Annotated in this window: 20 protein-coding genes, 1 other RNA gene and 1 pseudogene; 3 read left to right on the plus strand and 19 right to left on the minus strand. The window is 39.8% G+C overall.

The genetic code is table 11. The features are described 5' to 3' along the window. Window positions 1-7: 7 nt before the first annotated feature. The 10 genes and pseudogenes from HMPREF1210_RS04235 to HMPREF1210_RS04270 all read right to left on the minus strand — a co-directional run bounded on the left by HMPREF1210_RS04235 (window position 8) and on the right by HMPREF1210_RS04270 (window position 13,518). Window positions 8-4,393: a S8 family peptidase gene (locus HMPREF1210_RS04235; RefSeq protein WP_016427371.1), complete on the minus strand. Its 4,386-nt coding sequence runs from the start codon at window positions 4,391-4,393 to the stop codon at window positions 8-10. 504 nt (window positions 4,394-4,897) lie between these two features. Continuing rightward, window positions 4,898-5,020, minus strand: a pseudogene (locus tag HMPREF1210_RS18340) (YokU family protein); the annotation flags it as partial. Between the two features lie 322 nt (window positions 5,021-5,342). Then, window positions 5,343-7,253 (minus strand): ATP-dependent DNA helicase, encoded by a 1,911-nt coding sequence (locus HMPREF1210_RS04240; protein ID WP_016427372.1) that lies wholly within the window; start codon window positions 7,251-7,253, stop codon window positions 5,343-5,345. 57 nt (window positions 7,254-7,310) lie between these two features. Next, a complete protein-coding gene (locus HMPREF1210_RS04245) occupies window positions 7,311-8,447 on the minus strand; it encodes a class I SAM-dependent RNA methyltransferase (RefSeq protein WP_016427373.1) in 1,137 nt (378 codons plus the stop codon). 110 nt (window positions 8,448-8,557) lie between these two features. Next, window positions 8,558-8,935: RNase P RNA component class B (gene rnpB / locus HMPREF1210_RS17540), an RNA gene on the minus strand. 65 nt (window positions 8,936-9,000) lie between these two features. Further along, window positions 9,001-9,294 (minus strand): cell division regulator GpsB, encoded by a 294-nt coding sequence (gene gpsB, locus HMPREF1210_RS04250; protein WP_016427374.1) that lies wholly within the window; start codon window positions 9,292-9,294, stop codon window positions 9,001-9,003. A 74-nt stretch (window positions 9,295-9,368) separates the two neighbouring features. Continuing rightward, on the minus strand, window positions 9,369-10,643 hold the full coding sequence (locus HMPREF1210_RS04255; RefSeq protein ID WP_016427375.1) for a ribonuclease H-like domain-containing protein: 1,275 nt from the start codon (window positions 10,641-10,643) through the stop codon (window positions 9,369-9,371). Beyond that, window positions 10,633-12,924, minus strand: coding sequence for a DEAD/DEAH box helicase (locus HMPREF1210_RS04260; RefSeq protein WP_016427376.1), 2,292 nt, complete (start codon window positions 12,922-12,924; stop codon window positions 10,633-10,635). Before HMPREF1210_RS04260 ends, HMPREF1210_RS04255 begins: the two co-directional genes overlap by 11 nt. After that, the gene (locus HMPREF1210_RS04265) at window positions 12,902-13,285 is read right to left on the minus strand and encodes a DUF1798 family protein (protein ID WP_036659368.1); all 384 of its coding nucleotides are present in this window, start codon (window positions 13,283-13,285) and stop codon (window positions 12,902-12,904) included. Before HMPREF1210_RS04265 ends, HMPREF1210_RS04260 begins: the two co-directional genes overlap by 23 nt. A gap of 47 nt (window positions 13,286-13,332) precedes the next feature. Beyond that, window positions 13,333-13,518: a hypothetical protein gene (locus HMPREF1210_RS04270; protein ID WP_016427378.1), complete on the minus strand. Its 186-nt coding sequence runs from the start codon at window positions 13,516-13,518 to the stop codon at window positions 13,333-13,335. Window positions 13,519-13,700: 182 nt separating this feature from the next. Here HMPREF1210_RS04270 and recU point away from each other — a divergent pair, with 182 nt between their 5' ends. Further along, window positions 13,701-14,321 (plus strand): Holliday junction resolvase RecU, encoded by a 621-nt coding sequence (gene recU / locus HMPREF1210_RS04275; protein WP_016427379.1) that lies wholly within the window; start codon window positions 13,701-13,703, stop codon window positions 14,319-14,321. Window positions 14,322-14,337: 16 nt separating this feature from the next. Continuing rightward, a complete protein-coding gene (locus tag HMPREF1210_RS04280) occupies window positions 14,338-17,013 on the plus strand; it encodes a penicillin-binding protein 1A (RefSeq protein WP_016427380.1) in 2,676 nt (891 codons plus the stop codon). Window positions 17,014-17,055: 42 nt separating this feature from the next. Here the strand turns inward: HMPREF1210_RS04280 and HMPREF1210_RS17255 are convergent, their stop codons facing one another. From HMPREF1210_RS17255 to dinG, 8 genes are all read right to left on the minus strand, one after another. Then, on the minus strand, window positions 17,056-17,409 hold the full coding sequence (locus HMPREF1210_RS17255; RefSeq protein ID WP_016427381.1) for a YpoC family protein: 354 nt from the start codon (window positions 17,407-17,409) through the stop codon (window positions 17,056-17,058). Next, the gene (gene nth, locus HMPREF1210_RS04290) at window positions 17,406-18,065 is read right to left on the minus strand and encodes an endonuclease III (RefSeq protein ID WP_016427382.1); all 660 of its coding nucleotides are present in this window, start codon (window positions 18,063-18,065) and stop codon (window positions 17,406-17,408) included. The genes HMPREF1210_RS17255 and nth overlap by 4 nt, the downstream gene beginning before the upstream one ends. A gap of 12 nt (window positions 18,066-18,077) precedes the next feature. Continuing rightward, complete coding sequence (locus HMPREF1210_RS04295; protein ID WP_016427383.1) at window positions 18,078-18,794, minus strand: DnaD domain-containing protein; 717 nt, start codon at window positions 18,792-18,794, stop codon at window positions 18,078-18,080. A gap of 155 nt (window positions 18,795-18,949) precedes the next feature. Then, the gene (gene asnS / locus HMPREF1210_RS04300; protein ID WP_016427384.1) at window positions 18,950-20,245 is read right to left on the minus strand and encodes an asparagine--tRNA ligase; all 1,296 of its coding nucleotides are present in this window, start codon (window positions 20,243-20,245) and stop codon (window positions 18,950-18,952) included. A gap of 15 nt (window positions 20,246-20,260) precedes the next feature. Further along, complete coding sequence (locus tag HMPREF1210_RS04305) at window positions 20,261-21,463, minus strand: pyridoxal phosphate-dependent aminotransferase (protein ID WP_016427385.1); 1,203 nt, start codon at window positions 21,461-21,463, stop codon at window positions 20,261-20,263. Window positions 21,464-21,479: 16 nt separating this feature from the next. After that, window positions 21,480-21,962: a DUF5590 domain-containing protein gene (locus HMPREF1210_RS04310; RefSeq protein WP_016427386.1), complete on the minus strand. Its 483-nt coding sequence runs from the start codon at window positions 21,960-21,962 to the stop codon at window positions 21,480-21,482. Between the two features lie 9 nt (window positions 21,963-21,971). Continuing rightward, window positions 21,972-22,142, minus strand: coding sequence for a YpmA family protein (locus HMPREF1210_RS17545; protein WP_016427387.1), 171 nt, complete (start codon window positions 22,140-22,142; stop codon window positions 21,972-21,974). Between the two features lie 23 nt (window positions 22,143-22,165). Further along, window positions 22,166-24,949 (minus strand): ATP-dependent DNA helicase DinG, encoded by a 2,784-nt coding sequence (gene dinG, locus HMPREF1210_RS04315; protein ID WP_016427388.1) that lies wholly within the window; start codon window positions 24,947-24,949, stop codon window positions 22,166-22,168. Between the two features lie 672 nt (window positions 24,950-25,621). On the opposite strand from dinG, the gene HMPREF1210_RS04325 reads away from it, so the two are divergent. Further along, a complete protein-coding gene (locus HMPREF1210_RS04325) occupies window positions 25,622-26,068 on the plus strand; it encodes a hypothetical protein (RefSeq protein ID WP_036659375.1) in 447 nt (148 codons plus the stop codon). Between the two features lie 98 nt (window positions 26,069-26,166). Here HMPREF1210_RS04325 and panD read toward each other — a convergent pair whose 3' ends face one another. Continuing rightward, window positions 26,167-26,550 (minus strand): aspartate 1-decarboxylase, encoded by a 384-nt coding sequence (gene panD, locus HMPREF1210_RS04330; protein ID WP_016427391.1) that lies wholly within the window; start codon window positions 26,548-26,550, stop codon window positions 26,167-26,169.

Consider the following 26,550-nt stretch of genomic DNA (forward strand, 5'->3'; position numbering starts at 1 on the left):
CTATGATTTACTGAGGTTTTACGTTGACATACACTTTACCAGCGGCTGTTTGACGAGATTCGTTTCCATGATCATCTCTCATCACCACTTCGATCACAGCACCGTTGATTTTTTCTTTTGGTGCCTTCCAGATACCAACATAGTGACCTTTTCCTTGCTCTGTTAATGGTATTTCAACAGAAGTGGCGGCTGTCGTTGCGGTTGCAAAGGTTGAAGGTAATCGGACCAAGAAGAAGCCATTAATTCCTTGCTCACTATCTAGTTCGACGGTCAACGTTTTACCCGTTTTTATCACCACATTTTGAGCTGGTTTTAAGTTTTCGATCGCAGGTAGATTAAACTTGGCGTAAACAGTGACTTCCTTGCTAGTTTCGTTTCCAGCACGATCCTTTGCAGTGACAGTAAATTTATTTTCTCCATTATTGAGTAGTACGCGTAGGGAGTAGGAGCCATCTTCTGTGAGATTCGCATTTTGACCATTTATAGTGACTTCTGCTAGATATGGATCGGTCGCTTTTCCTTCGACCGTAACCGCTTTCTGATTCGTTTTGAAGCCTTCAGCAGGTTTGGTGGTTAGTTCTGGTTTTGCTTGGTCAAGGATGATCTTCACTGGCTCGGACGGATCTGTACTACCTCGATCAGTAGAAGAGGTAGCTGTCAGCTCGTTTTCACCATCTTGAAGGGTAACATCTACAGAGAAGGTACCATCCTTTCTAGCTGTTGTGGCAGCAACTTCTTCGCCTTTATTGAAAAGATGAACTTGAGTAGTTGGTGAAGCTTTCCCTTCTACTGTGAAAGTAGATTGATTGGTGTGGGCTGCATCTTTAGGCGTTGTAATCACTGGAACCGACGCTTCATATTTTACCCGTGCCCGAATCATAAAGTTTCCAGTCGTTCTACCCCATGGCCCTTCCACCTTTTGCCAGCTACGACCCGCGCTTGGACTGCTTTGATCAATAGCAAGACCTGGTGTATTCGGGGCGACGCCTACTTGGATATAGACCATATAGAAGTCGTCGTTTACTAGAACTGGGTTTACCAGATCGACAACCGTCCATTCTCCATTACGCAGAGCAGTCGCATCTAATGGACCCGCCAATTTTCTACCAGGAGCACCATTCGGTCCACTGGTATCATAGATGGCAACCTTAAAGGCTGTTCCACCTGGATCCGGCCAACTTTCATCCCAAAAGCGGAAGAGACCAGCGGTGACGAAGGCGCTATTTTTGCCTTTAGGTAGAGACATTTTTACAGCCGCAACGTTGTTTTCTGCATTAGGAGCACCGAAAGCGCGAGCGTTTTCCGCTGTCCCATCATCATAGCCGATCTCATCAGGATAGCCGATAAATGGTTGTAACGGAACATTTTGTTCGATATTTCCACTTTCTAGGATAGTGATCGTTAAATCTTGGCTATGATAGATAGGCCCAGATACATGTAAGGTATAGGTTCCTTCATAGGCAGTGATGGAAAAGTGTCCGTTTTCATCTGTTTGTACAGGTTGAATGAGCGCGTCTTCGAGCAGAGAGAGTGTTGCGTTAGCTAGTGGCTCACCTGTTTGCTTGTTTGTGACAGTTCCGCTAACCGTTCCTTTTGGGATCGGGTTTAAGGTAAAGTTGGCTTCTACTGTACCATTTTTAGGAATCGTCACTCGTTGATCTGCAGATTCATATCCATATGTTTCAGCACGTAAGGTGAACTCACCAGAAGGATGAGAATTAATAACATAGCTACCATCAATTGGGTTGGTGGTAACAGAACGTCCTGATTCGAGCACACTTACTGTAGCTCCAAGTGGCAGGGACATGGGTTGGACTGCTGTCGGCGTGATCGTGGCGGTAGGTGCCATCACGTTTTGTATTTTGGTTGGTTGGATGGTATCCGGGTTGACTGCTTTTTTATTGGTTTGTAGCTCATTTTCCAGTTGTCTAGCTAACATTTTTTGTTGTTGTACATCTTCTAGTTCTACATTGGCTGTGGTAAGTGGTGTATTACTTAAGGCGACATCATCGATATACCAACCTGCTCTCTCGCCAATCTCGTCTGTGGTGACGTTAAAGGCGACATAGATTTGTTGACCAGCATATGCGGATAGATCGATTTGGCGCTCCGTCCATGTCATAGAGTTACCAGTGAACCTCGACAGCAGTTGCCAGTTTTGTTTATCTGTCGACACAAGCACATAACCATAATCGTAGCCGCTTTCAATTTGATACCAGTCTTTAAACTGCAGATAGGCGTTACCTTCAGGCAGGACGATTGGAGGCATCATCAAGCTCATATTGGCAAAATTGTTATAGTTACCATCTAAATTGGTTCCGTACACTTTTTCACCAGAAGCGGCCTTTTCCGGTCCAGAGTCAAAGGCAGGCACTCCCCACTCCCAAGTGTTTTTGGTACCGTAGGAGATCCAACCAATTGGTTGAGATTCAAAATCTTGATGGTAACCGGTGTTGATTCCAGATTTGACTGGTACTGCGTAATTGTCAGAAGTAACCACGTGTTCCCCATGGTCCGTGATGCGCCAATGATAGGTAAGGGTTGGGACCTGTACGGCATCAGCCGGAATCACGGCCTGGTACGTTCCGCTCTTATAGTCACCTGCGGTAAGAGTTGCCGCCGCTGTTTGCCATTCGGCAGTTTCGCTTGCACGATATTGTAGCTCTACACTTCTTACACTGACAGTGTCTTGTACTTGAACAGTAAGAGGTAATGTCATATTCGAATATGTTTCAGATGGAGCGGTATGCTGATAAGTTGGATCCTCAGTATCTTGACCTTCACGAACCACTTGTCCCTGAACTCGGCCAAGTCCGCTGACAATGGAGGAGACAGCGTTATAGGCGTTTACTAGACCATAACCATAACCATTGTTTGGTGAATCTGGATAGGTGGAATCAGTTAATGGCATTGCCGTATCATGTAAAATTTGTTCAATTTCATCAACAGTAATAGATGGATTCGCCTGCTTCATCAAGGCAACGACTCCAGCAACGTGTGATGCACCCGCCGAAGTCCCATTCAATGCTTGATAGCCGCTACCTGACCAGGCAGAGCGGACGCCCACACCTGGAGCGGAAATGTCTGGCTTCATTTCTCCATATGGCGAAGGACCGCGTGGGGAGAAATAAGCACGCTGATTATTACTATCCGTTACGCCAACAGCGAACGATTCCGGATAGTTGGCCGGGTTCCAGATGTTTCCCTCAGTCAAACCTGCTCCATTTCCAGCAACGAACACAGGGAAAATCTCAGCTGCACGCCAGTTTTGCACCATTGGACGGTACCATTCATCGTTTTCTGCTAGTCGTTTACCCCAGGCGTTGTTCACTAAGTCAGGTGCTTTTTCTGGATGTGGGTTGCCTTCTGCATCTTTTGGAGCTAGAATCCATTCTCCAGCTTCCAGTAGATCGACTTGGGTTCCGGTTCCACCTCGACTGTTAAAGGCTTTCACGGCGATCCATTTTGCACCTGGAGCAACCCCAATTTGATTTGAACCATTAGGTCCAGAACCTACCATGATTCCTGTGACGTGGGTACCTTGTTCAGCGTCATCATATGGAGCCGACTTCCCATTAACAGCATCAAACCAGTTGAAGGTATTGTCAGGTTGATCTGGATTAGCTGGGTTGTAACCTCGATACTTTTCTTTTAACGTAGGGTGATTCCACTGGACTCCTGTATCGATACTAGCGACTACAGTTCCCGTACCATCAAAGCCCATATTCCAGGCTTGTGGTGCGTCGATTTTTGCTATATTCCATTCGATTGAAGTGGTGCCTGCTTGGGTATCAGCTGTTGGTTGGATATCAACTATTGGTTGGTTGGATGTTTCACTGCCTTCATTTGAGGCCAGCTGTACCGTTTCGTTGGGTGTTATTTTTTCGACTTCTGGGAAGGTAGCAAGCTTCTCCATCACTTCTTTGGTTCCTGTTACCGCCATGCCATTGACGATATAGAAGGATTGAAACTCTTCGACATTTCCCTTCTTTTTTTCTTGATCCAGATAGGTTTTAATCGAGTATTGAGTTTCGCTAGCTTTAGCGCGAAGGGAAGAAACGACAGCAGAGCGTTTCATCAATTCGGTTTTGGCAGCAGTTTGTTCTTGAGCTTTAGCTTTTTTAGCTGTTTCAATGGCAACTTCTTTTGTATCCACTTGATCTTTAAGTTTTAATAAAAAAGTAACCGTTTCATTCTTACTAAACTGATCATTCAGTTTTTTATCTACCTTTTCTTTCATGTTTTTAGAAGCTACATCAGAACTTTCAAGCATAGAAATACTTGCTTTGGAGTTGGAATTAGCAAATGTGAGTTGAGGTAGAAAGGTAGTGAGCAACAATAATGCACATAAAATAAAACTAAATACGACGCGGTCATGTCTGTTCCTTTTCATCAATTCGACTCCTCTCTGAAATCGCTTACATTAAGACTTGAGTTACAAGGATATTTTTAACTGTTGTAGATGACCACCGACTTTCTATGGATAGATTTGATCTTTGACCTTTGCTCTCTTTTCCCCCCTTGCATGATAATGAATACAATTCGAAGTGTACATCCGCCTTAAAAAATAGTAAATTGGGGGATTTCACATGAAACTATTAATATATTTTTTGAAAATTCAATACTAAAAAATGTTAGTTAAGTCCTTATTTCAAAAGAATTTTCAGTTATTTTGTAGAAGAATGTTGTGAATATTGTCTGAAATTTTAGTTTTTTAATGAACTTAGTTTTAAAATCTGGGGGAATATAGAAATTTCTCGTAATTTTTTAGAAATAAATTTAACAATAATAGATTAAAACAGGAAAAAAGTTCTAATTGTTGATATTCCAGATAAATAAAAAAACCTTGATAACATATTGTTTACCAAGGCTCTGTATATAGTGGTTCACCCACATGTTAATTAGAAAAATCAAAGTAATTTCGCATTAATAATTTTGGCAAGCTCATTAAATCTTCAAATGAAATCTATTTCCCAATTTTCTTCGTATCAATTAGGAATAATTGGTCTTCAACCTGCCGTTAGTTTAAGTGAAGACCTTCACAATCTCAATGACATATTCAAACTCGAATAATCTAATAAAACACCCCTTTAGATAACCATATCCAAAGGGATATAACGGTACATCTTTTTTATAAACGGTACGACTTTATTTCAAAGCTACACCATGGGGAGAAACTGGAGCACCTCATAAAGGATTTTGTACGAAACAATATTTGAAAGGAAATCGCACTACTCCCCTTCAATGCTAACTTCCAAAAAATTTAATAAAAAACTGAAGACAAACTCAAAAAATGCGAGTTTGTCTTCAGTCTGAGCCTATTTATCAGGATGGGCTTTACTTTATACCCATGATATTTCTACTGGGAGTATATGTGTAAAATCTGTACTCAATTGCTTTTCATCATCATTCAGTAACAAGTGGATGGATCCATGATCGGCAGATGTCCGTATCAAACGGCCAATTCCTTGTTGAAGGCGTAACAACATAAACGGCAATTCGACTTCTGCAAAAGGATCATTAGAAAATTTTCGTTTCGCATCGAACAAAGGATCATGCGGAGGGAAAGGTAAATCAAATATAATCACGCGTGTTAAAGCTTCTGCAGGCAAATCAAGCCCTTCCCATAAATGGTATGAACATAATGTAGCGATATGCCCAGCTTGGAAATCACGCACAATGGATGATAATTCACGTTCTCCTTCAAAAACCATACCCATTCTTTCTTCAACTGAAAGGGAATTTTCAAAATTCACCATATCACTCTTCGACTTGAACAATAACAAAGTGGGCTCTTTAGATTGCAAGAGTAGTTCTCGTGCTTTCTTTGCTTTCGTTTCACTATCGACAGAATGACCAAATATCTGCATTACTTGGTCGTAATCAAATGGAGATGGAACACTAAACGAATGGTACTGATCGATACCCAAAGCATCTGAAATATAGGTGAAGTCTTTATTAACCGATAAAGTGGCTGAAGAGAAAACAACAGGTAATTTATTTGTGAATAATTTTTCATTTAAAATATCTGTTACTAGACGTGGCATGATGACTAATGTCTCAATACCGTCTTTTTCTTCCAACCAATCGACCGCATCTCCATTTTGAACAAATAATTGGAGTGAAAATACATATTGTTCCAAGTATTCTTCTACCATACGAAGATCATATTCATCAATCGTATAAAGCTCTGATTCAAATACAAATTCTTCTAAAATTTGTTCTACTAATTTCACAAGCTGTTGGCCAAGCTGAAGAACACGGTCTGTTTTATCTATATGGAGACGTTCTCCTTCTTCACCATGTGCATGAGTAAGCAATTCTTTGAAGAAATCATCATGTAAGTCCTGCAATCTTTCTAGCAATTGCAATGTCTTTTCACGTACGCCATCTTGTGCGACACGGTCAATCAATGACACAAGCGTTTGGCTCTGTACTTCATAAGTCAATGCACGTTGAGCAGCGAATTCCAATAAATGACCTTCATCCAGTACAATCATCGAAACGTCAGGAAGTAAAGGCATTTGTCCTTCACGTACACGCGATTCTTTTGTCCAAATGTGTTCCATTAAGAAATCATGCGAACAAATAATCAAATCTCCAGCTTCACGGTAATTTTGTCGATGAATAGTTTGACCGCAACGGTTGCGGATATCACAAACGGCACATTGCTGAATCGGATGATAATTTACTTTTTGCCAATCCTCGTCACTGACATCCGGAAAAGCACTGCGCTCTCCGTATGGGTAAACCGATTGGAGCGACTGATGACCGTACACAAAATCAGGAATTCCATCTTCAATTTGTTCCAGGAATTCTTCATCATTCGTTTTTTGTTCGTGCTCAAGTCTCTTTAAACATAAATATTGGTCACGTGATTTTGCTAGACGGACATCAATGTTCCATCCTAGTGAATCTTGTAATTTTTGAATATCTCCTTCTTTTTTAACGAGCTGATCAATTAACGTCTCATCAGCACACGAAATCAAAGCAGGTTTTCCTGTGTATCGCGCATAGGAAATTGCCGGAAGTAAATAAGCAATCGTCTTCCCTGTTCCTACGCCAGCTTCGGCAAACAAAACATTTTTATTTTTCAAAGATTTTTCAATCTGATAGGCCATATAAATCTGCTCATCACGACATTCGAATCCTTTTTCAGGAAGTTCATCATAAAGAACGTCTCCCATCCAATCACCTAGTGATTCAAAAAAAGAGCGGTCTTTCGTTAGTGCAAATGGTAATGTTTGCTTCATAGTGATCCCCTTTCAAACGATAAGAAAACGGATAGGTTGACCTATCCGTTTTGGGTGCTATTCACGAGGTGATTTTTTACCCCAATATTGAAAATAGTTTGTTTCGATAAATCCATTAAATAATTTGCGTTTCTTAGTCGCTTTACGCCCGTATAACGTTTCGAAGTCTGCCATTGATGACAACATATAAACAGACCATGTAGGGTAACTATCCATTATACGCCCCATATCATGAATCATGTCTTCAATCGTTTCTTTTTCTCCGATACGCTCACCATAAGGTGGATTTCCAATCATAACACCGTCCAAAGACGAAGTTGTGAAATCTCTTAACTGACGCTGTTTAAAATGAATTAAATCGGCAAAGCCAGCTTCAATTGCATTGTTTTTTGCAACATCAATCATTCGCGCATCTATATCAGAACCTGTGATATCTAATGGCTGATCATAGTTCGCTAACTCTTCAGCTTCCAAGCGAACATCTTCCCATATTTTTTTTGACATCCATGGCCAGTCTTCACTAATAAAGCTACGGTTATACCCTGGAGCTAAGTTTTGACCAATCATCGCTGCCTCAATAGGAATTGTCCCAGACCCACAGAATGGATCAACAAACGGACGATTAGGATTCCATTTTGAAATATAGACCAGTGCAGCAGCCAATGTTTCTTTTAATGGAGCTTCCCCTTGATCTAAGCGATACCCTCGTTTATGTAAACCGACACCACTTGTATCAATGCTTAATTTTACTTGGTCTTTAAGTATACTAACTTCAATCTTAAATGTTGCACCGGACTCATCCAAAAAACCAATTCGTTTATGAGCCAATTTTAAACGTTCCACAATGGCCTTCTTAACAATTGCCTGACAATCGGGCACACTGAATAATTTTGATTTAACTGATTTCCCTTGAACAGGAAAAGCTGCATCTACCGGTAAATATTTTTCCCAAGGAATCGCTTTTGTTTGTTCAAATAATTGATCAAACGTGGTGGCTCTAAAGTCACCAGCTATTATTTTGACACGGTCCGCTACTCGTAGCCACATGTTGGCACGGGCAATGGCATGCTCGTCCCCTTCAAAATATATTTTTCCGTTTTCAGTCTGGGTTTCATACCCTAATTTTTTTACTTCATCTGCTACAATGGATTCTAACCCCATTGCTGATGTTGCTACTAATCGATGAGTCGTCATCATCTCATCCTTTCTTTTAACGATCATTGTTTCATTTATTTGCTTATTTATTAATAAAAGCTCTCCGAATTAGTGGAGAGCTTGTGTAGTCAAGTATACCCATTAGAAAACCCAATAAGCCATGTTTTGTTATCACGTACTCAAGCGGCTGATGCCTCGTACAAGTGAGTAGTAATCATCTATCTACAGACATTGTCTGTCCCTCAATTCGTTCAATTCCTGCATGAGAGTGCCCCTACCATAATTTGGGTTTCTCGCTCGTGGGGTTTACCTCGTTCCACCTGAAACGTTTCCGAATCAGCTCCGTCACTGTGGCACTTTCAGAGAACATAGACCATATCCGAAGACTTAGGTGTTGTTCCCGCCGTCAGCTGTAACACTGCCTTAGCTTATTTTTTGGCTAAGCACGAACACTACGGTCATCTCAGAACCGTGCGAGCATGGACTTTCCTCTACAACGTCAAGCGTTGCAGCGATTACCTGGATTATCTAAATGGTTTCTTCATTATACTTGATATTCATGTAATAAACAATCCATCCTTGGAATGTTGAATTATTCGTACAACTTACTGCCGAATACATGTTTTTCTAGATTTGAAAGTCTCTTTAAAATATCAAAGTTAGTTGTTCCTGTTGAAGGTGCAGCAACTTGACGTCTTGGAGCTTCATCCAATTCGTCTCTCAATCGTCTATTTTCAGCTTTTAGTGTTTCAATTGTTTGCATAAAAGTATTGTAATCTTGAATGACTTCATCCAAGAACTGATCTACTTCATCTTGGTGATAGCCGCGTAATCCAGTTTTAAATTCTTTTTCTAAAATGACTTCTGGCGTCAATTTCATATCCATAATACATCGTCCTTCCATTGTTCATGCATGGATTTATTATAGCATAAAGAACGTTTTGTCGTTCATTTCCTCACTCATTTTCTGTCGAAACCTGCGCTTGCCCGGGAAATAGTTTGTTTCTTGATTATTCGTTCCAAACGCTTTTTACATGCATGTGTTCTTCTCTCTTTTTGTTGTTCTTTTAAAATCGGAGTTTTTTGTATGAGGATCAATGCTTCTTCAACATGAAGTTTGGCAAGATCAAAATCTTTTTTCACGTGTTCCGCTATTTTCGCCAGCTCTTCATACGTTTTTATTTTCAAACCATCTTGTACGTATCCGAGTGCCTTTTCAAATACTTCGTAAGCAAGGTCGTATTGCTTCGTGCGTTTATATTCATAGCCTAAATAGTAAAACGCCATAGCAGCTTCATCAGTACTATATTGGGTTGTAATTTGCTCAAAAACACTTTGCCCTTTTTCAAAGTCTTTCAGATCCGAAAACCATTTTCCAATGTTCGTTGATGAGATACTAGAATCGATGTACTGCTCTTTCAAAATCAATTTTGTCGTGTGAATAAACAATGTAAGTAATGAGAGGATGTCCCATTCGTTGTGGTGTAGAACTTTTAATAAGGTCGCCGGATTCCCGCTTTTTACAGCATCCATATAAATAATCGGAGCCAGATGTCCTGGAATATCCCCAACACGTTTAAATCCAAGTTTATCTTCTTCAATTTTTGTTAGTTTGAATTGATCCAGTTCATTCCGCCAAACTCTTCTAGACCCATGAAGTAAATCGATATGTGTAGGATCAGACAGTTTAGGTAGATGCTCTCGGTTCATTGTCCATCGTGTTTGCAATTGGGGCCAATCAAAACTTTTGCCATTATACGTTACGACGGTCTGGCCAGCTTTCCATAAGCCTGACTCGTACAACATTGCCGCTTCATGGCTCGGATCCGCTAAAACATGTTGAGTCATCTCAAAATGATCTTTATTCCATATTAACTGCCCGATTAAGAATATGTAGGTACCTGTTCCTTTTAGACCTGTTGTTTCCGTATCAAAAAAAACAACATGCTGTCCATCTGTTGATATGGGGTGAACACCTTGAAAAGAATTCCACAATGCGAAAGCATCGAAGACTTCTTTTAATTGAAAATCACCGTGACAATATGTCCGGTCATAAACTATCTTTTTTTCAAAAACGATACCAAAATCATTTTCGATGATTTTCAGACCTGCCCGTTCCCACTCTTCCGTATACTTCGGTTTTTCTGGTATGACGAAAGGAGCCAGCGATTGAGATTTCGTTGGCTTTTTCTTAATCAGTTTCTTCATTTGTAAGAGATTTTTTTCAAATGACATACGGATCACCAGTTGATTCTAATTGTAAATAAGCTAGAAGTTTCAACACTTCATCTTTCATTCCAACGCTTGCTTCCTGGGGTCCGATGCATGCGGGACAACCTTGATCACACGGGCACGCCTCGACATGCTGTTCGACGTGTCCAAGTAATTCAGGCCAAACGTCAAATACGCGTTCACTGATGCCGATCCCTCCTGGGTAGCTATCATAAACGAAAAATGTAGGGAGTTCAGCATGAATCGATTTCACTTGTGGTACAACATGAATATCGCGACGATCACAATGGACGAACAATGGGATGAACGATGCGATGGAAGTCGCTGCACCTGTCATGGCATCTGTGAGCATTGCATCCGTCCAGCCAGAGGGTCGATTGAAACTTAACCAACTCGATGAAGTATGCAATTCTTCCGGAGGAAGCTGGATAGGGCCTGACCCGATATTGTCATGTGTATCAAACCGAATTTTTTTGAATATGGTCGCCATCGCTAAAATCGATACATCCCCAAAAAACACAGAGCCGTGTTTAAACGTTTTTTCTTTGTCTTCACTCATCACTTTTAATTCAACTGCAAGATTTGCATCTGTAAAGTAGTCTACATCCACTTCTCTTACAAAGGCTTTCTTTTCTTCCCAGTCCAGCTTTTCCACTTGGAACTGAATGCCCTGATGCAAATAAATCGCTTCTTCATGCAATAATGTCATCGCACTGTAACGATCCATTTCTCCAATAACTTTAGTTGCAGCAGGGATGGTTTGGTCAATAATTACGACATTTTCCTGAGAGGCAGAACGTAAACTGATTTCATGTGCAGGAAAACGATCACTCATCCAATGCCATTTGTCAGAGGTTCGAACCAATATTCCTTCTTCTTCCAAATAGGCAAGTAACTCTTGTATTTCAAATTCCCCGTACTGTTCAGTCGTTTTGAAAGGCAATTCAAAAGAAGCACACTTTAAATGATCCATCAATATAACTAAATTGTCTGGATGAATGCGGGCTTCTTCTGGAGATTGACCGAGTAAGAATGAAGGGTGATTCACAATATATTGATCAAGTGCAGTTGATTGCGCAACATATATTATCAAGGCCTCATCCTGTCTACGTCCTGCACGGCCCGCCTGTTGCCAAGCACTTGCAATATTCCCAGGGTAACCGGTCATGATGCAGGCTTGGAGCTGACCAATATCCACACCCAGTTCCAATGCGTTTGTACTGACTACAGTCTGAATTGTTCCATCCCGCAAACCTTTTTCAATTTGTCGCCGTTCAGAAGGTAAATACCCTCCTCGGTAGCCACGAATGGATTCATCATTTATTTTTTTCTTGGATAATTCTTTTAAGTACGTGACAAGCATCTCAACACGTACCCTGCTTTTCGCAAATACGATGGTTTGAATCCCTTCCTTGTATAGGCGTTTAGCTAGATCTCGAACTTCGAGAATAGCGCTACGTCTGACACCAAAGGTTGGGTGAACGATTGGCGGATTATAAAAAATGAAATTTTTCTTACCCGACGGTGCACCGTTTTCATCGATCAGTGTATGAGTTTCATTAGTTAATGATTCGGCCAGTTCTTTCGGGTTTGCAATTGTTGCCGAAGTACAAATAAAAACCGGATTACTTCCATAATATTGACAGATGCGTTTTAATCGACGCAAAACATGTGCCACGTGACTTCCAAACACGCCTTTGTATGTATGCAGCTCATCGACCACTATATACTTCAAATTTTCGAACAAGGAAACCCATTTCGTATGATGAGGTAATATACCCGAATGGAGCATATCAGGATTGGTCAAAACAATATGACCAGCCTTTCTTACTTTCGTACGAATTGCCGGTGAAGTGTCGCCATCATAGGTGTAACTCAAAATATCTTGATTCATTTGTTCAATCAATAAATTCAAGTCGGATTTTTGGTCTTGAGCGAGCGCTTTCGTGGGAAATAAATAAAGTGCCCTTGAAGAACTGTCTTCGACGATTGATTGAAGGACAGGCAAATGATAGCAAAGGGATTTCCCCGAAGCAGTGGGGGTGATGGCTGTAAAGGATTGACCCATACGCGCTATATCATATGCAATTCTCTGATGGCTATAGAGTTGTGTAATGCCCCGTTCGTTCAGTGCCTGCTGGATGGACGGATGTAAATCTTCGGGGAAATCAGACAAGAATGCCTCTTTTTTCTCAATCGTATGCCAATGAACAATTCGTTCTCGCATGACCGGGTCTTGCTTCCATTCACTTAATATGTCATTAATTGATTGTTTCCTGATCAAGCTTTTCACCTTCTTGCTCTATGGCATGTATAAAAGTTTGCAACGTGTAACAAGTTGACTGTATAGACTGCGCAAACCTCTTTTTTCCAGTCTCTTTATAAAATGATTGAACGACATATTGATTGAAAGCTTCAATTGCCGCATCTATTTGTTGGATTCGCATATACTTCGGACGGTGATGGTTAATCCAAGAGTTGGCATTTGCTCTCCATTCAATTAGGAAAGCATGCCAATAATCGGCATGGGGCTTCACTTGTGAAAAAAAATCAGGAGATGCCTCCCTATCACGCATCTCTTGATGACGTATTAGACAGTTTTGACTTTCTTCCAAAATTAATTTAGTATGTTCGTTTAACTTCATGTTCTCAGCCCCTTTGTTACTGTTTATAGTAACAAAAAAAAGTGGTTTTAACCACTTTTTTGCGAACAGGTATTCCATTCTATCATTTGTTCCGTTTCTTTTAATGCTTTTCCTACTTGATGCCCTTTATCGATGACAGTTTGCGTTTGTGTAGATCTTTCCTGTATAAATCGTGCTTCCAAGATATGTTCAAGTAATGACAATTGTTCAATCAATTCTTCTATACGTTTCATGCTGCATCCCTCCAGTTGTTAGTGAAGTTCTCCATAACATGATGAAATCCTTTGCCAACGACAAAACTAGAAGGATTAAGCTAATACTTACAACAATTCGACACACAAACTATGAAACCTTAAAGCGCGAATCACGTCTAGTAGGGTGTGGTTATGATAAACTGGTATGCGAGGTGACGAGCATGGCATTTAACTACCCGAATGGTAAGATTTATACGCCCACAAAAAATAATTCGGAAAAACGTGCAAAGAAGGATTATACCTTCAGTAACCGGGGAAAAACCTTAGAGGATGAGATTAATGAAACAAATGACTTTTATATGCAAAAAGGTACGGCAGTCATTCATAAAAAACCTGTACCTATCCAAGTAGTAAAAGTAGAATATCCTTCCCGAAGTGCAGCTGTCATAAGAGAAGCCTATTATCGGACTGCTTCGACAACAGACTTTAATGGTGTATGGCAAGGCATTCATGTGGATTTTGAAGCGAAAGAAACGAAAAATAAAACTTCCTTCCCTTTAAAGAATATCCATGCTCATCAAATTGACCACATGCGACTGGTAACGGAACAGAAAGGTCTTACCTTTTTAATCGTTCGTTTTTCATCCATCAATCGATATTTCATTTTACCTTATCGTCCCCTTCAAGATGCATGGGATGAAATGTGTAAAGGTGGTCGCAAATCAATTCCGTTCGAATTTTTCGAACAACATGCCTTTGAAATAGTCCCAGGAGCTTATCCTCCAATTGACTATTTGCGGGGAGTAACAAAGATGCTTTCAGAGGAATCTGTGAAGCCGTGAAAGTGAGGAGACGTTCGTGAGCGAAAAAGCTAACTCTCGTGGACAACGAAGAAAAGAATTAGAAAAACAAAAGAAATCGAAAAAAAGAAGTACAACAGGTTGGTTTAAACGTATTATTATGGCCATTCTCATTATTGGATTGGCAGGACTGTTATTCGGTGGAGGACTCTTTGTTTATTACGCAAGCTCTGCACCAGAATTAGATGAAGAATCATTAAAGGACCCAATTTCATCTGAGTTTTATGATGTAAATGGCGATGTCTTTGCAACAATTGGATCCGAAAACCGAGATTATGTGAATTACGAAGATATCCCTAAAGAAATGGAAGAAGCCATATTGGCTACTGAAGACGCTCGTTTCTATAAACATAACGGAATTGATTTTTACCGCCTTGGTGGAGCAATTCTTGCTAACATTACAAGTGGATTTGGTTCTCAAGGTGCTAGTACTTTAACACAACAAGTGATAAAAAATTCATTTTTACAAAATGAAAAAACGTTAAAACGTAAAGCTCAAGAAGCTTATCTTGCTTATCAACTTGAACAAAAGTATGAAAAAGAAGAAATTTTTGAGATGTACTTCAACAAAGTCTTAATGTCAGGAAATATTTATGGATTTGGGACTGCATCTGAAAGCTTTTTCGGAAAAGAATTAAAAGACTTGGAGCTACACGAAATGGCGATGTTGGCCGGAATGCCTCAAAGTCCGAACAACTACAATCCTTTCAAGCATCCCGAAGCCGCAGAAAAACGTCGAAATATCGTTTTACGCCTGATGGAACAGCATGGGAAAATTACAAAAGCTGAAATGGAAGAAGCACAAGCGATTCCAATAACTGAAGGTTTACTAGCTGAAGAAAATCGCAAACCTTCGAATTCTACCAAGTATCTTGCCTTTTTGGATATTGTATTGAATGAACTGGCAGCTAAAAGCTCAGATGATTCTTTAGCTGATGGATTGAAAGTCTATACGACGCTTGATCCACAAGCTCAGGGTTCAGTAGAAGAGGCTTTTTCAGGAGATAACTTCCCTACTCAAGAAATGCAAGCAGGAATGACCGTATTGGATACGAAAACAGGTGCCATTGTTGCAGTAGGTGGCGGTCGTGATTATGGCCCAAGCTTCGAATTTAACTACGCGCAAGATGTTTCAAAACGTGGTATTGGTTCAACTGTTAAACCGATCCTGGATTATGGTCCTGCCATCGAATATTTGAATTGGTCTACTGGTCACACCCTGGTTGATGAAAAAATGAATTATTCAAATTCAGATCAACAAATTTACAATTTCGATAATGAATATCTGGGAGCTATGACAGCGCGTGAAGCATTGTATCGTTCTCGAAATATACCAGCTGTTAAAGCCTTCAAAGAAGTCGAAAGTGGTGACCGCAAAGAATTTGCCAATAATTTAGGCATTACTGGTGACTATCTCGATTATGAATCTGCTGCGATTGGAGCAACTACCGGAATCAACACGATTAAGTTGGCAGCGTCATATGCAGCTTTCGGGAATGACGGCATGTACTCAGACCCTTACACTATTAGTGAAATTGTTTATCGTGATGGAGAAACGAAGAAAACATTTAAACCTAAATCAAAACCAGCCATGAAAGATTCAACTGCTTTTATGGTGACCGATATGCTTCGAGATGTAGTTAGTGAGCGCAGAGGCGCATCTGGTAAAGCAGCAATCATTCCAGGCTTGGATGTTGCAGGTAAAACAGGAACCACCAACTATACATCCAAAGAATTTAATGATTATAATTTGCCTGAAGGCTCAGCTCCGGATATTTGGTTTGCTGGTTATACGACAAATTATTCAATCGCCGTTTGGACTGGTTATAAAGAACGTAAACAAGCAATCAATACAGCCGATTCAACTGAACGCACTTTCGCCCAAAGATTGTTTAAAGATGTTATGACAAATATATCTGCAGACAAAGATACACCACGCTTTAAACGACCAAATTCAGTTGTAGAAGCAACTGTTGAAGTGGGCACTTCCCCTCTTCGTCTTGCAAGTGAATTTACACCGGACAGCTTGAAACGAACAGAATTATTTGTTCGTGGAACTGAACCAACTAAAGTTTCCGAGGAATATGAACAAATTGAAGTGGAAGCACCATCAAATTTCAAAGCTGAATACAGTGAAGGCGATCAATCAGCTACATTATCCTGGAAGCACAAAGCACCAAAACGTGATAAAGACAAAGTGGATGTAGCATTTGAAGTTTCGTTTGCAGTGGATGGAGGCACTCCTTCGGTTCTACAAACCACTAGCCAGGAAGGCTTGATTGTCACAGGCATTACTCCAGGCAGTACCTATACATTTACTGTAGTGGCAATAGCAGAAGGAGTACGAAGCGAACCAGCTAGTACAACACTTGAAATTGATGCCGTTGAAGTACCTGAACCGGAAATTCCTGGTGAAGGGAATGGCAATGGTAACGGGAACGGAAATGGTAATGGTAACGGCGGGTCAGATGGCGATGGAACGACACCTCCACCTGAAGACGGGACGACACCACCTGTCGATGGGACAACGCCACCTCCTGAAGGTGAAACTCCCCCACCGCCAGAAGATGGTGGCGATGATGGATCAACTGAAGGTGCCGCAAACAGTACAGAAAATAAGACAGAAGCGAGAACCGCCTCAATATCGAATTCTGATTCCTCTATAAGCCCATAATATAAAAAAAGAAGCAGATCCTTTTTAAGGATCTGCTTCTTTTTAGTTGGATTTTATGCGCAATCGAGCAATTTTCTTAATTGTTTCATCGAATAACTCATTTAACTGACTAGAAGCTACATAGCGATTCGAATTCGTAATGATAAATATATATCGTTCTTTCCCGTTTAGAGGAATGATTTCGTAGTCTTGAATCTCATCAGGCTTAAAACTTGTTGATTCTGATACTTGAACCAATAAATCTTCATATAGCTTAATGCCTAAAAGCATCTGCTCATGAACACCCTTATTTTTCAGTTTAAAAGCATCTTGTATCATTTCTTTTAAAGTCGACCATTGACTTAGAATGCCGCTAAGATGTTCTTTATGTGCATGTTTGGCATCAAATCGAATCAAATTTCTACCAATCCTTTGTTTAGCCGTTTTTTCCCTTCACGACACAAGGACAACAGTGGACACACTGGACATTGGGGATTTTGTGCTTTGCAATGATAACGACCGAAGAAAATGAGTTGGTGATGTGTTCTTGACCACTTGTCCATCGGCGTCTTTTTCATGATTGTTTCTTCAACTTGCAGAACCGAATCTTTCCAGCGACAGAGACCCAGACGTTTTGTCACTCGCTCCACATGTGTATCCACTGCCAATGCAGGGATATCAAACGCAACTGAAACGACAACATTTGCTGTTTTACGACCCACTCCAGGAAGTGTGGTTAACAAATCACGATTGGCAGGAACTTCACCATCAAATTGTTCAAGCAGCATTCGACTCAAAGCTTGTATGTTTTTTGCTTTGTTACGAAACAATCCAATTGAACGGATATCATCCTGTAGTTCTTCCAGTGGCACACTTAAATAATCTTCCGGGGTTTGATACTTTGCGAATAAAGCCGGGGTCACTTTATTTACGAGTACATCCGTACATTGTGCAGAAAGCAATGTGGCGATTGTCAGCTCAAATGGATTGTCGTGAACGAGCTCACAATGAGCATCAGGGAACATTCTATCCATTTCTGATAAACAATACTCCCATTGACCTTTTGTCAGCATATTTTCACTTCCCTACTCTCGCTCTTCTAACCAATTATAGAATGGTACTTTATTTGATTTTTGCGGTTGCGTTGGTGGCGATGTTCTTTCCGGAACTGTGCGGAATTGACTTGCTTGTTTTTCAACATCCTGCATAGTTTTGACATTTTTCTTTTTCCACTCAAACAAAATGCGATCAATGTAGCGTAAGCTCATTTTTTGTGCAAGTACAGCTTCTTTCAATGCTGCTCGAATCAACTCGGGTGATTGCTGATCTTGATCCATCCACATTGCAATAGTTTCACTTTCCATAGGGGAAAGGAAACGCCCGAATTCTTGTTCGAACAATCGGAAAATCTCGCCTTCTTGTTCTTTTTGAGTCATTACTTTCTGTGAAGTTTTTTCTTCCAGAACTGTGTCAATCAACCGATTCCATAATGAGTGAAACGAAAAGGCTTCAATCAATACTCCTTTATCATCATATCTTTGTTGTATCGATAAATACCCTTTTTGGAACAATCTTTGCATATGTCGACTTACTTGTTCCGATGTAAAATGGGAACGTTCCACTAAATCATCTGGCGTGGGAAAATGATTTCCCTTATCGATAAACGCCACCATATGAAGAATTAAAAAGGCTTCATCATCCTGGATATCACACTTTTTGTAATGTTGAAAAAAGAGCTGGGAAATGGTTACATTTCCCTGCTCTGTCCACATACGGAGCCGATCTGGCTGTTGCTGTTGCATACCCGAACTCTCCTTTGTACTTATATTATTGATAAAAAACTCATGTTACGAATTTTAGCTGTTTTCTTTACTTTCCTACATGTCTAGTTCCGAAGCCCAGCTCGTACCTTCCACCGTCGGAGTCGAGCTAGCGTGGGCTTCTGCACTTTTCTTGTTTATGGATATAAACGGTTTAATAAGCGTGGGAACGGAATCGCTTCACGGACGTGTTCTGCTCCACTGATCCATGCTACTGTGCGCTCTAATCCTAGTCCGAATCCTGAGTGTGGCACGGAGCCTTGTTTACGCAGTTCCAAGTACCATGCATATGCTTTTTCATCCAGTTCGTGTTCTGCAAGACGTTGTTTCAATAAATCGTAATCGTGAATACGTTCTGAACCACCGATGATTTCGCCATAGCCTTCAGGTGCAATTAAGTCCGCACATAAAACGACATCATCACGTTCTGGGTGTGGCTGCATATAGAATGGTTTAATACCAATCGGATAATGCGTGATGAATACAGGCTTGTCATAATGTTCAGCAATTGCAGTTTCATGTGGTGAGCCAAAATCATCACCCCATTGAATATCATCAAACCCTTTTTCATTTAAGAATGTGATGGCATCGTCATAAGAAATACGTGGGAAAGGAGCTTGAATATGTTCAAGTTTCGTTACGTCACGATCAAGACGCTCCAACTCCAACTTACAGTTTTTCAGGACTGATTGAACAACGTATGAAACATATTGCTCTTGCACCACAAGATTTTCTTCAAATTCCGTGAAAGCCATTTCCGGCTCGATCATCCAGAATTCAATCAGATGGCGACGTGTTTTTGATTTTTCAGCGCGGAAAGTAGGACCGAATGAGAACACTTTTCCAAGTGCCATAGCAGCCGCTTCCATATAAAGTTGACCTGATTGAGAAAGATATGCATCTTCATCAAAATATTTGGTCTGGAACAATTCAGAAGTTCCTTCAGGAGCAGATCCTGTTAAAATCGGCGGATCTACTTTTGCAAATCCATTTTCATTGAAAAATTCATAAGTTGCACGGATGACTTCATTACGGATTTTCATAATGGCATGTTGTTTACGTGAACGCAACCATAAATGACGGTTATCCATCAAAAATTCAGTTCCATGTTCTTTTGGTGTGATTGGGAAATCTACTGCTTCGTGAATGACTTCGATATCTTTCACTTGAAGTTCAAAGCCAAACGAAGAACGCTCATCTTTAGTAACTTCTCCGACAACGTACATTGACGTTTCCTGTGTTAAAGATTTTGCTTTGATAAATAATTCTTCTGCCACATCTGCCTTAACAACAACGCCTTGTACGAAGCCAGAACCATCACGTAGTTGCAAGAATGCAATCTTTCCACTTGAACGTTTATTGGCTAACCAAGCACCTAATTTTACTGTTTCGCCTAAGTGTTTTGGCATTTCGTGAATCATAATTTTTTTCATAAATTCCTCCAGAAATTACAGCAAACCATCTTGCCATTTTGATCGTACAAATGTATCTATACGTGACACTGCTTCTTCAAGTAAGTCGAGTGAAGTTGCGTAGGATAATCGAATTGTTGATGGGGCTCCAAAACCAGAACCCGGAATGACCGCTACATTTGCCTCAGTCAGTAGTGCTTCTACAAATGTGTCAACTGAATCATAACCTGTTTTTGATGCTGCTTCAGAAACATCTGGAAATAAATAGAATGCTCCTTGTGGTTTTAATACTTTGAAACCTGGAATAGCTACTATTTGCGGGAAAATAATTTCAAGACGTGATTCAAACGCAGAACGCATTTCTTCTACTGTGTCCTGAGGACCATTATACGCTTCAATTGTAGCGTATTGAGAAGTAGTGACAGGGTTTGATGTGGAATGGCTCGCTAAGTCTGTCATTGCTGTAATGATTTCCTTGTTGCCCGCTGCATAGCCTATACGCCATCCTGTCATGGAATGTGATTTAGACACACCATTGATAATAATCGTACGCTCTTTTGCATCGTCTGAAAGTTGAGCAATGGAAATATGTTTGGCATCTCCATAAATCAATTTTTCATAAATTTCGTCAGATATTATCCAGATGTTCGCTTCTTTACAAACTTCTGCAATTTCCTGCAATTCAGTTTTTGAGTAAATCATCCCGGTTGGGTTACTTGGAGAATTCAAGATAACGGCACGAGTCTTGTCAGTGATTGCTTGTTTAATTTGTTTGGCAGTGATTTTGTATTGTTGTTCAGCTGTACCTTCAATATAAATAGGTACGCCTCCTGCAAGTTTCACTTGTTCTGGATAACTTACCCAATAAGGGATGGGAATGATTACTTCGTCATTTTCATTTAATAGTACTTGGAACAATGTGTATAAAACATGTTTCGCACCAATACCAATCAAAATTTCAGACGGTTGATATGTGATTTGTTGATCACGCTGTAACTTGTTGATAATTGCTTTTTTTAATGCTGGCAAACCGCCTGCTGGTGTATATTTTGTATAACCATCATTCATCGACTTAAATGCCGCATCCAAAATGTTTTGAGGAGTATTATAATCGGGCTCGCCTGCGCCAAGACCAATCACATCAATACCTTGTTCTTTTAATTCCTTTGCTTTTGCTGTAATGGCAAGTGTTGTTGACGGTGTCAATGTCTGAACACGGTTAGCTAATATAGGTTTCATCATCGATTGTCCCCTTTTACATATTCAATATACGTTTCCACCATTTTCCATTTTCAAATAATAAATAAACGTAATTAAGCTTGTCGTTTTCATTTAAAAATGTAATTTCCCATACTGCATGATTTTGTTCCCAGCCAAGTTTAGTATGTAGCACCTCTTTGACTTCAAATTCATCTTGTACAGTTTTAATGGCTTGTTTTTTCGAAATGCCATCTTTCATAAGCACTTCTTCAATTTTTAATTTTTGATTGGAGGAAGGAATAAAAACAGCTTTTTCTTCTCCGTTTTCATCGTTTCCAAGTACAGTAATATATGTATTTGTACTACTGTACACCTGTGAATCTGTCACTTCTGTTAACATTTTCTCACTAATTGCCAATTGTTCAGCATCCTGTTTTGCGCTTCTGAAAGGTTGTCCTGCTTTCCAGATGACAAACAAGCTGATACAAAGAGTTAATGAAAGAATAAATACACTGATAAAAATAAACCATTTTTTCATTTCTGCACCTTACGTTTTATAAATTGTGAAAACGGCTTTCTCATGATTATCTTTTTCAAGTGCCAGGCCAAACATTAAATTTCTTTGTTTCAAAGTGCGATTCAAGGCGTCCACAATTTTATACAAGTCTGATTGATAGTCAACCGTAACTGTTGATATTACTTCAATTCTGCTTTCCATTTTGTAACCCCTACTTTCTTCGCTCATACTTTCTCATTATACCAATTTTCAAGGTCCAAGACCATATCTTCTAGGGATACTTTCTTAACTGGGATATCTGGCAAAGCACTAATAAACTCTTTCCCATAAGATTTCGACTCAATTCTGCGATCGAGGACAATAAATACGCCACGATCGGTTGATGAACGAATTAGACGGCCAAAACCTTGACGGAATCTAAGAATCGCTTCCGGCAATGCCAGTGATGTAAATGAATTGATTCCTTGTTTGGTCAGACGGTCAGCTTGTGTTTTGAAGACAGGCTCATCCGGTGAAGAAAACGGCAACCGTACCAAGATGACTGCAGTTAATGCATCTCCCGGTACATCGACACCCTCCCAAAAACTATTCGTACCAAACAATACGGACTTTCGGAACCTCTGGAATGATTTCAATAATTTCATGCGGCTACCTGATGTCATGCCTTGGGCGAATAACATATAATCTTCAAGCAATCCTGTATCTTGAATTAAATCGACTGTTTTTCGCAACATGTCCTGTGATGTGAAGAGCACAAAACATCGGCCTTCCGTAATCAGAACCGTTTGAATGACTGCATCGGCAACTGCTTCGATAAAATCAGATTGTGAGACATGCTGAATATCCGGCATATCATCGACAATGAATAAATTGGCTCCTTGGTAAAAATCTTTTGGCGCAGAGTAATTTTTTATGGACACCGTCTCTGGAAGCCCCAGTTGATTGACGATGAAACGATTATTTCCTGGGACTGATAACGTACCTGACGTCCAGACGATGCCAGCACTGCCTCTCCAATCGTTAAATATTTCATTGACCGCCTGTGTACTGTCAATCGGTTTTTTATACACTTGCAGGCTACCTGGAATGCTTCTGCGATCCATTTCCACCCATACTGAATGTTCTGCAGGAGAAGCTAGGAAAATATCGACCCATTCACCTGTCTTGATTTTCATTTCGTTCAACCAATATTGCCATTCGGCAGCAACTAGTTTATCGGCATGTGTTGATTCAAGCTGACTTTTAGACATTCTCTCGAGTAAGTGTTGGGCAATTGTCACCCACCTTTGAAGGTATTGGTAAACTTCATCGAGCAATTCATAATCCAGATCTAAATCTTCGAACAAAATCGTTTGTTTCGAATGAGATTTTGTCGCAGTCTTACGGCGGACACTCTGAATAATGGATTGAATCGCTTCATCAAACTTGTCACTACACCTCATATAAATCCGATCAAGTTCATCGAACGAATAAATCACATCCACCCCATGTTTCTCCAAAACATTGGCGAAAGAAAAGGTTAATTGTTCCTGATCGCGGGTTCCAAGTTGACCAAATACATATTTCCACTGCGTGTATGAAAAGATTCTTTCATCACGTGTATTCGCAGCTTGTACAAATTGATGTGCTTCATCAATAATAAATCCACTGATTTCATTCTTGAGTAATGGTTCCAGCCTATGCCGATCAGTAAAGAGCATGGCATGGTTGGTAATAAGAATATCTGCATGCTGACTTTGAAGCAATGCATATGCATGGAAATCATGGTCATTCACTTCCGTTGTCTTAACGGAAAATGCATTTTTCCGGACTTTGTCGAGGAAAAATTGACCGCCACTTGAAACGTTCAGTTCCCCAACATCACCTGTAGAAGTTCTTGTTAACCAAACTAACAGCTGGCAAATAGCAAACGTTTCATCATAAGATTCGTCTTTTGCACGCAGTAATTCCTCGAAACGGTGCAAGTCGAGATAATGTCTAGCACCTTTCAAAATCGCAACTTGAACACTATTTTTTACAATGGCTTCTAATTTCGGTATTTCAACGTCATATAGTTGCTCCATTAAGTGAGTAGTGTACGTGCTGATTAATACTTTTTTGTTTTGTTGTTTTGCATAGAAGTAACTTGGAATTAAATAACTTAGCGTCTTTCCGAGTCCCGTCGATGCTTCAATGGCCAGTTCATTTTTTTCCTGAAAGGTTTGCCATATGGCATCCATCATCTGAAACTGCCCTTCACGTTCTTTGAAGTCCTGTAACCCTTCTGAAAAATAGAGACGTTTCTGGTTCTTGGTTTCAGGATAGAAAATGGAAGATTCCACTGGACCTTGCATGAAATACTTCTGTCGAAGCGGAATGCCTTTATAAAAATCGTAATTTTCGGATTTGAGCATCTTTCGCTTTCTTTGAAGAGCTTCGAAAAATAAAGCAGAGATGTCGAATTTCATCTGAAAAGATCGTTTATGAATTAGTTCTAATGTTTGAATCGGCAGTTTTTCAATTTCTTTCATACACTCTATAAATAATTCAGCGGTCGCATAGGCATCATCGTCTGCACGATGGGCATTTGTTAGTTGGATGCCCCGCTCTTGGGTAATATCCTGTAATTTATAACTGAAAGACGTCGGAAACAGTAAGCGTGACAGTTCAACGGTATCCATTTTTTTGCCTTTCCATAAAGGGAATCCCGTACGCTTGAATTCGGCTTGTACAAAAGATAAATCAAAATTCGTATTATGCGCAACAAAGATACAATCTTCCAGCATGTCATAAATGTCTCCGGCCACATCTTCAAAAATCGGTGCATCTTTGACGTCATCATCTGAAATATTGGTCAAGTCTTGTATGAATAAAGGGATTTTTTTACCTGGTTGAATGAAGGTTGAAAAAGTAGATTGGATTTGCCAATCTCGTACGAATACAACGGCAAATTGAATCATCCGATCCCCTTTTGCAGGCGAATGACCCGTCGTTTCAATATCTACAACGGCATAAGTAGGGCTTAACATAAAATATCAGCTCACAATTTAGACTTCTAACAAAAAAATTGTATCACAAAACATCTATGGAAGTGTAACTGACACGATGTGATGAGGTCTATTTCAAGAAGGAGGTTATTGCCAAATGGACATATGGAAACATTTCACCGCCATTTTTATCCTGGCTTTTTCATTATCTGCTTGCAAAACGGAATAAGAGGTACTTCGTGACCAACATCCTGTTGGCCCAAGTAAGCTTGCTAGTTCGTCTGCGGAAAGGGCGCAGATTCCATTTTTAATAAATTTAAAAAAGCCAAAGAAAATAATAATATCGCATTTTCCACAAAAATGGTAGATGAAAAAGAAATGATTGAAACATTACGATTCACCCTATAAAAAGACACTATTCCAGACTGGATTCCGGTTTGCTTTTGACTTCCCCCTGTATAACTTACCTGAGGGAAAAAACCTCCCGATGTTGTAAATTTGGCAGGTTCCTTCATTTTACTCCGTTTAATTTCATCATTCCTTATAATCAAAAAGGTTATTTGGAATTTTTATGGAATATATATTTATATCTATTACATTATTCTCATTCCGAATAACTTTTAAGATTATTTGAAAGGAAGTTGGCTTATAAAAAAAGAGAAAAAGATAAGAATCATATACTCACTCATATCATTAACAATGATATCAGTTATTTTGTTTATGCTTTATTTGAATAGCTGGCATCAAAAACAATACTTTCTAGATAATATCCAATATCCCTTAGTCGAATTACAAGGAATTTTGCAACAACAAGAAACAGAAGGTTGGAACAACCCTCAGATTGTTTCGAACCAATTAAATCTTATTCTTGATGATCTATGGTATGGAACGGCTTCCCATACATTCCCCTCCAAAGGACTGAGTAAAGAAGAAATGGAAACCATCCAAAAGATTGCTTCTGCATTAAATCAATTACCGACAAATTCAAATTACCAACTAAGCACTTGGACAGAAGAAGATATAAAGAAAGCTCAATTTGTAAATCAAGCACTAATTAAAGCTGAACTGAAAATGGAGAATACAATTTCTGTTGACTGGGACTACTTCATGGCGCAATGTGAAATATTGCAACAAGAATTACTATTTATTAATCAACCTTGAGCAGTTACCTAAAATGAATTACATCATAAAAAAGAGGAAAGAAGTGAGATCACTTCTTTCCTCTTTTTATTCTGTACATGTTGAAATACAGTTTTTACTTACATTACTGTTGCTTCAGGTTCGTAGCTGATGATTTCACGAATTGAATTATTCTCACCCATGATGGCAACAGTTGGTTTATGTTCTTTTGCTTCATCGTTCATCACGTATGCATACGACAAAATAATGACGACGTCGCCTTTTTGAACAAGACGGGCAGCTGCTCCATTAACACAAATAACTCCACTGCCTCTTTCGCCGGCAATGATATACGTTTCAAAACGTGCACCGTTATTGTTGTTTACGATATGCACTTTTTCATTTGGCAGCATACCGACTGCATCCAAAAGATTTTGATCGATAGTGATACTGCCTACATAATTTAAATCCGCTTCGGTCACGACAGCGCGGTGAATTTTTGAATTTAACATCATTCGTAACAT

The sequence above is a fragment of the Paenisporosarcina sp. HGH0030 genome (assembly GCF_000411295.1).
Taxonomy (GTDB): Bacteria; Bacillota; Bacilli; order Bacillales_A; family Planococcaceae; genus Paenisporosarcina.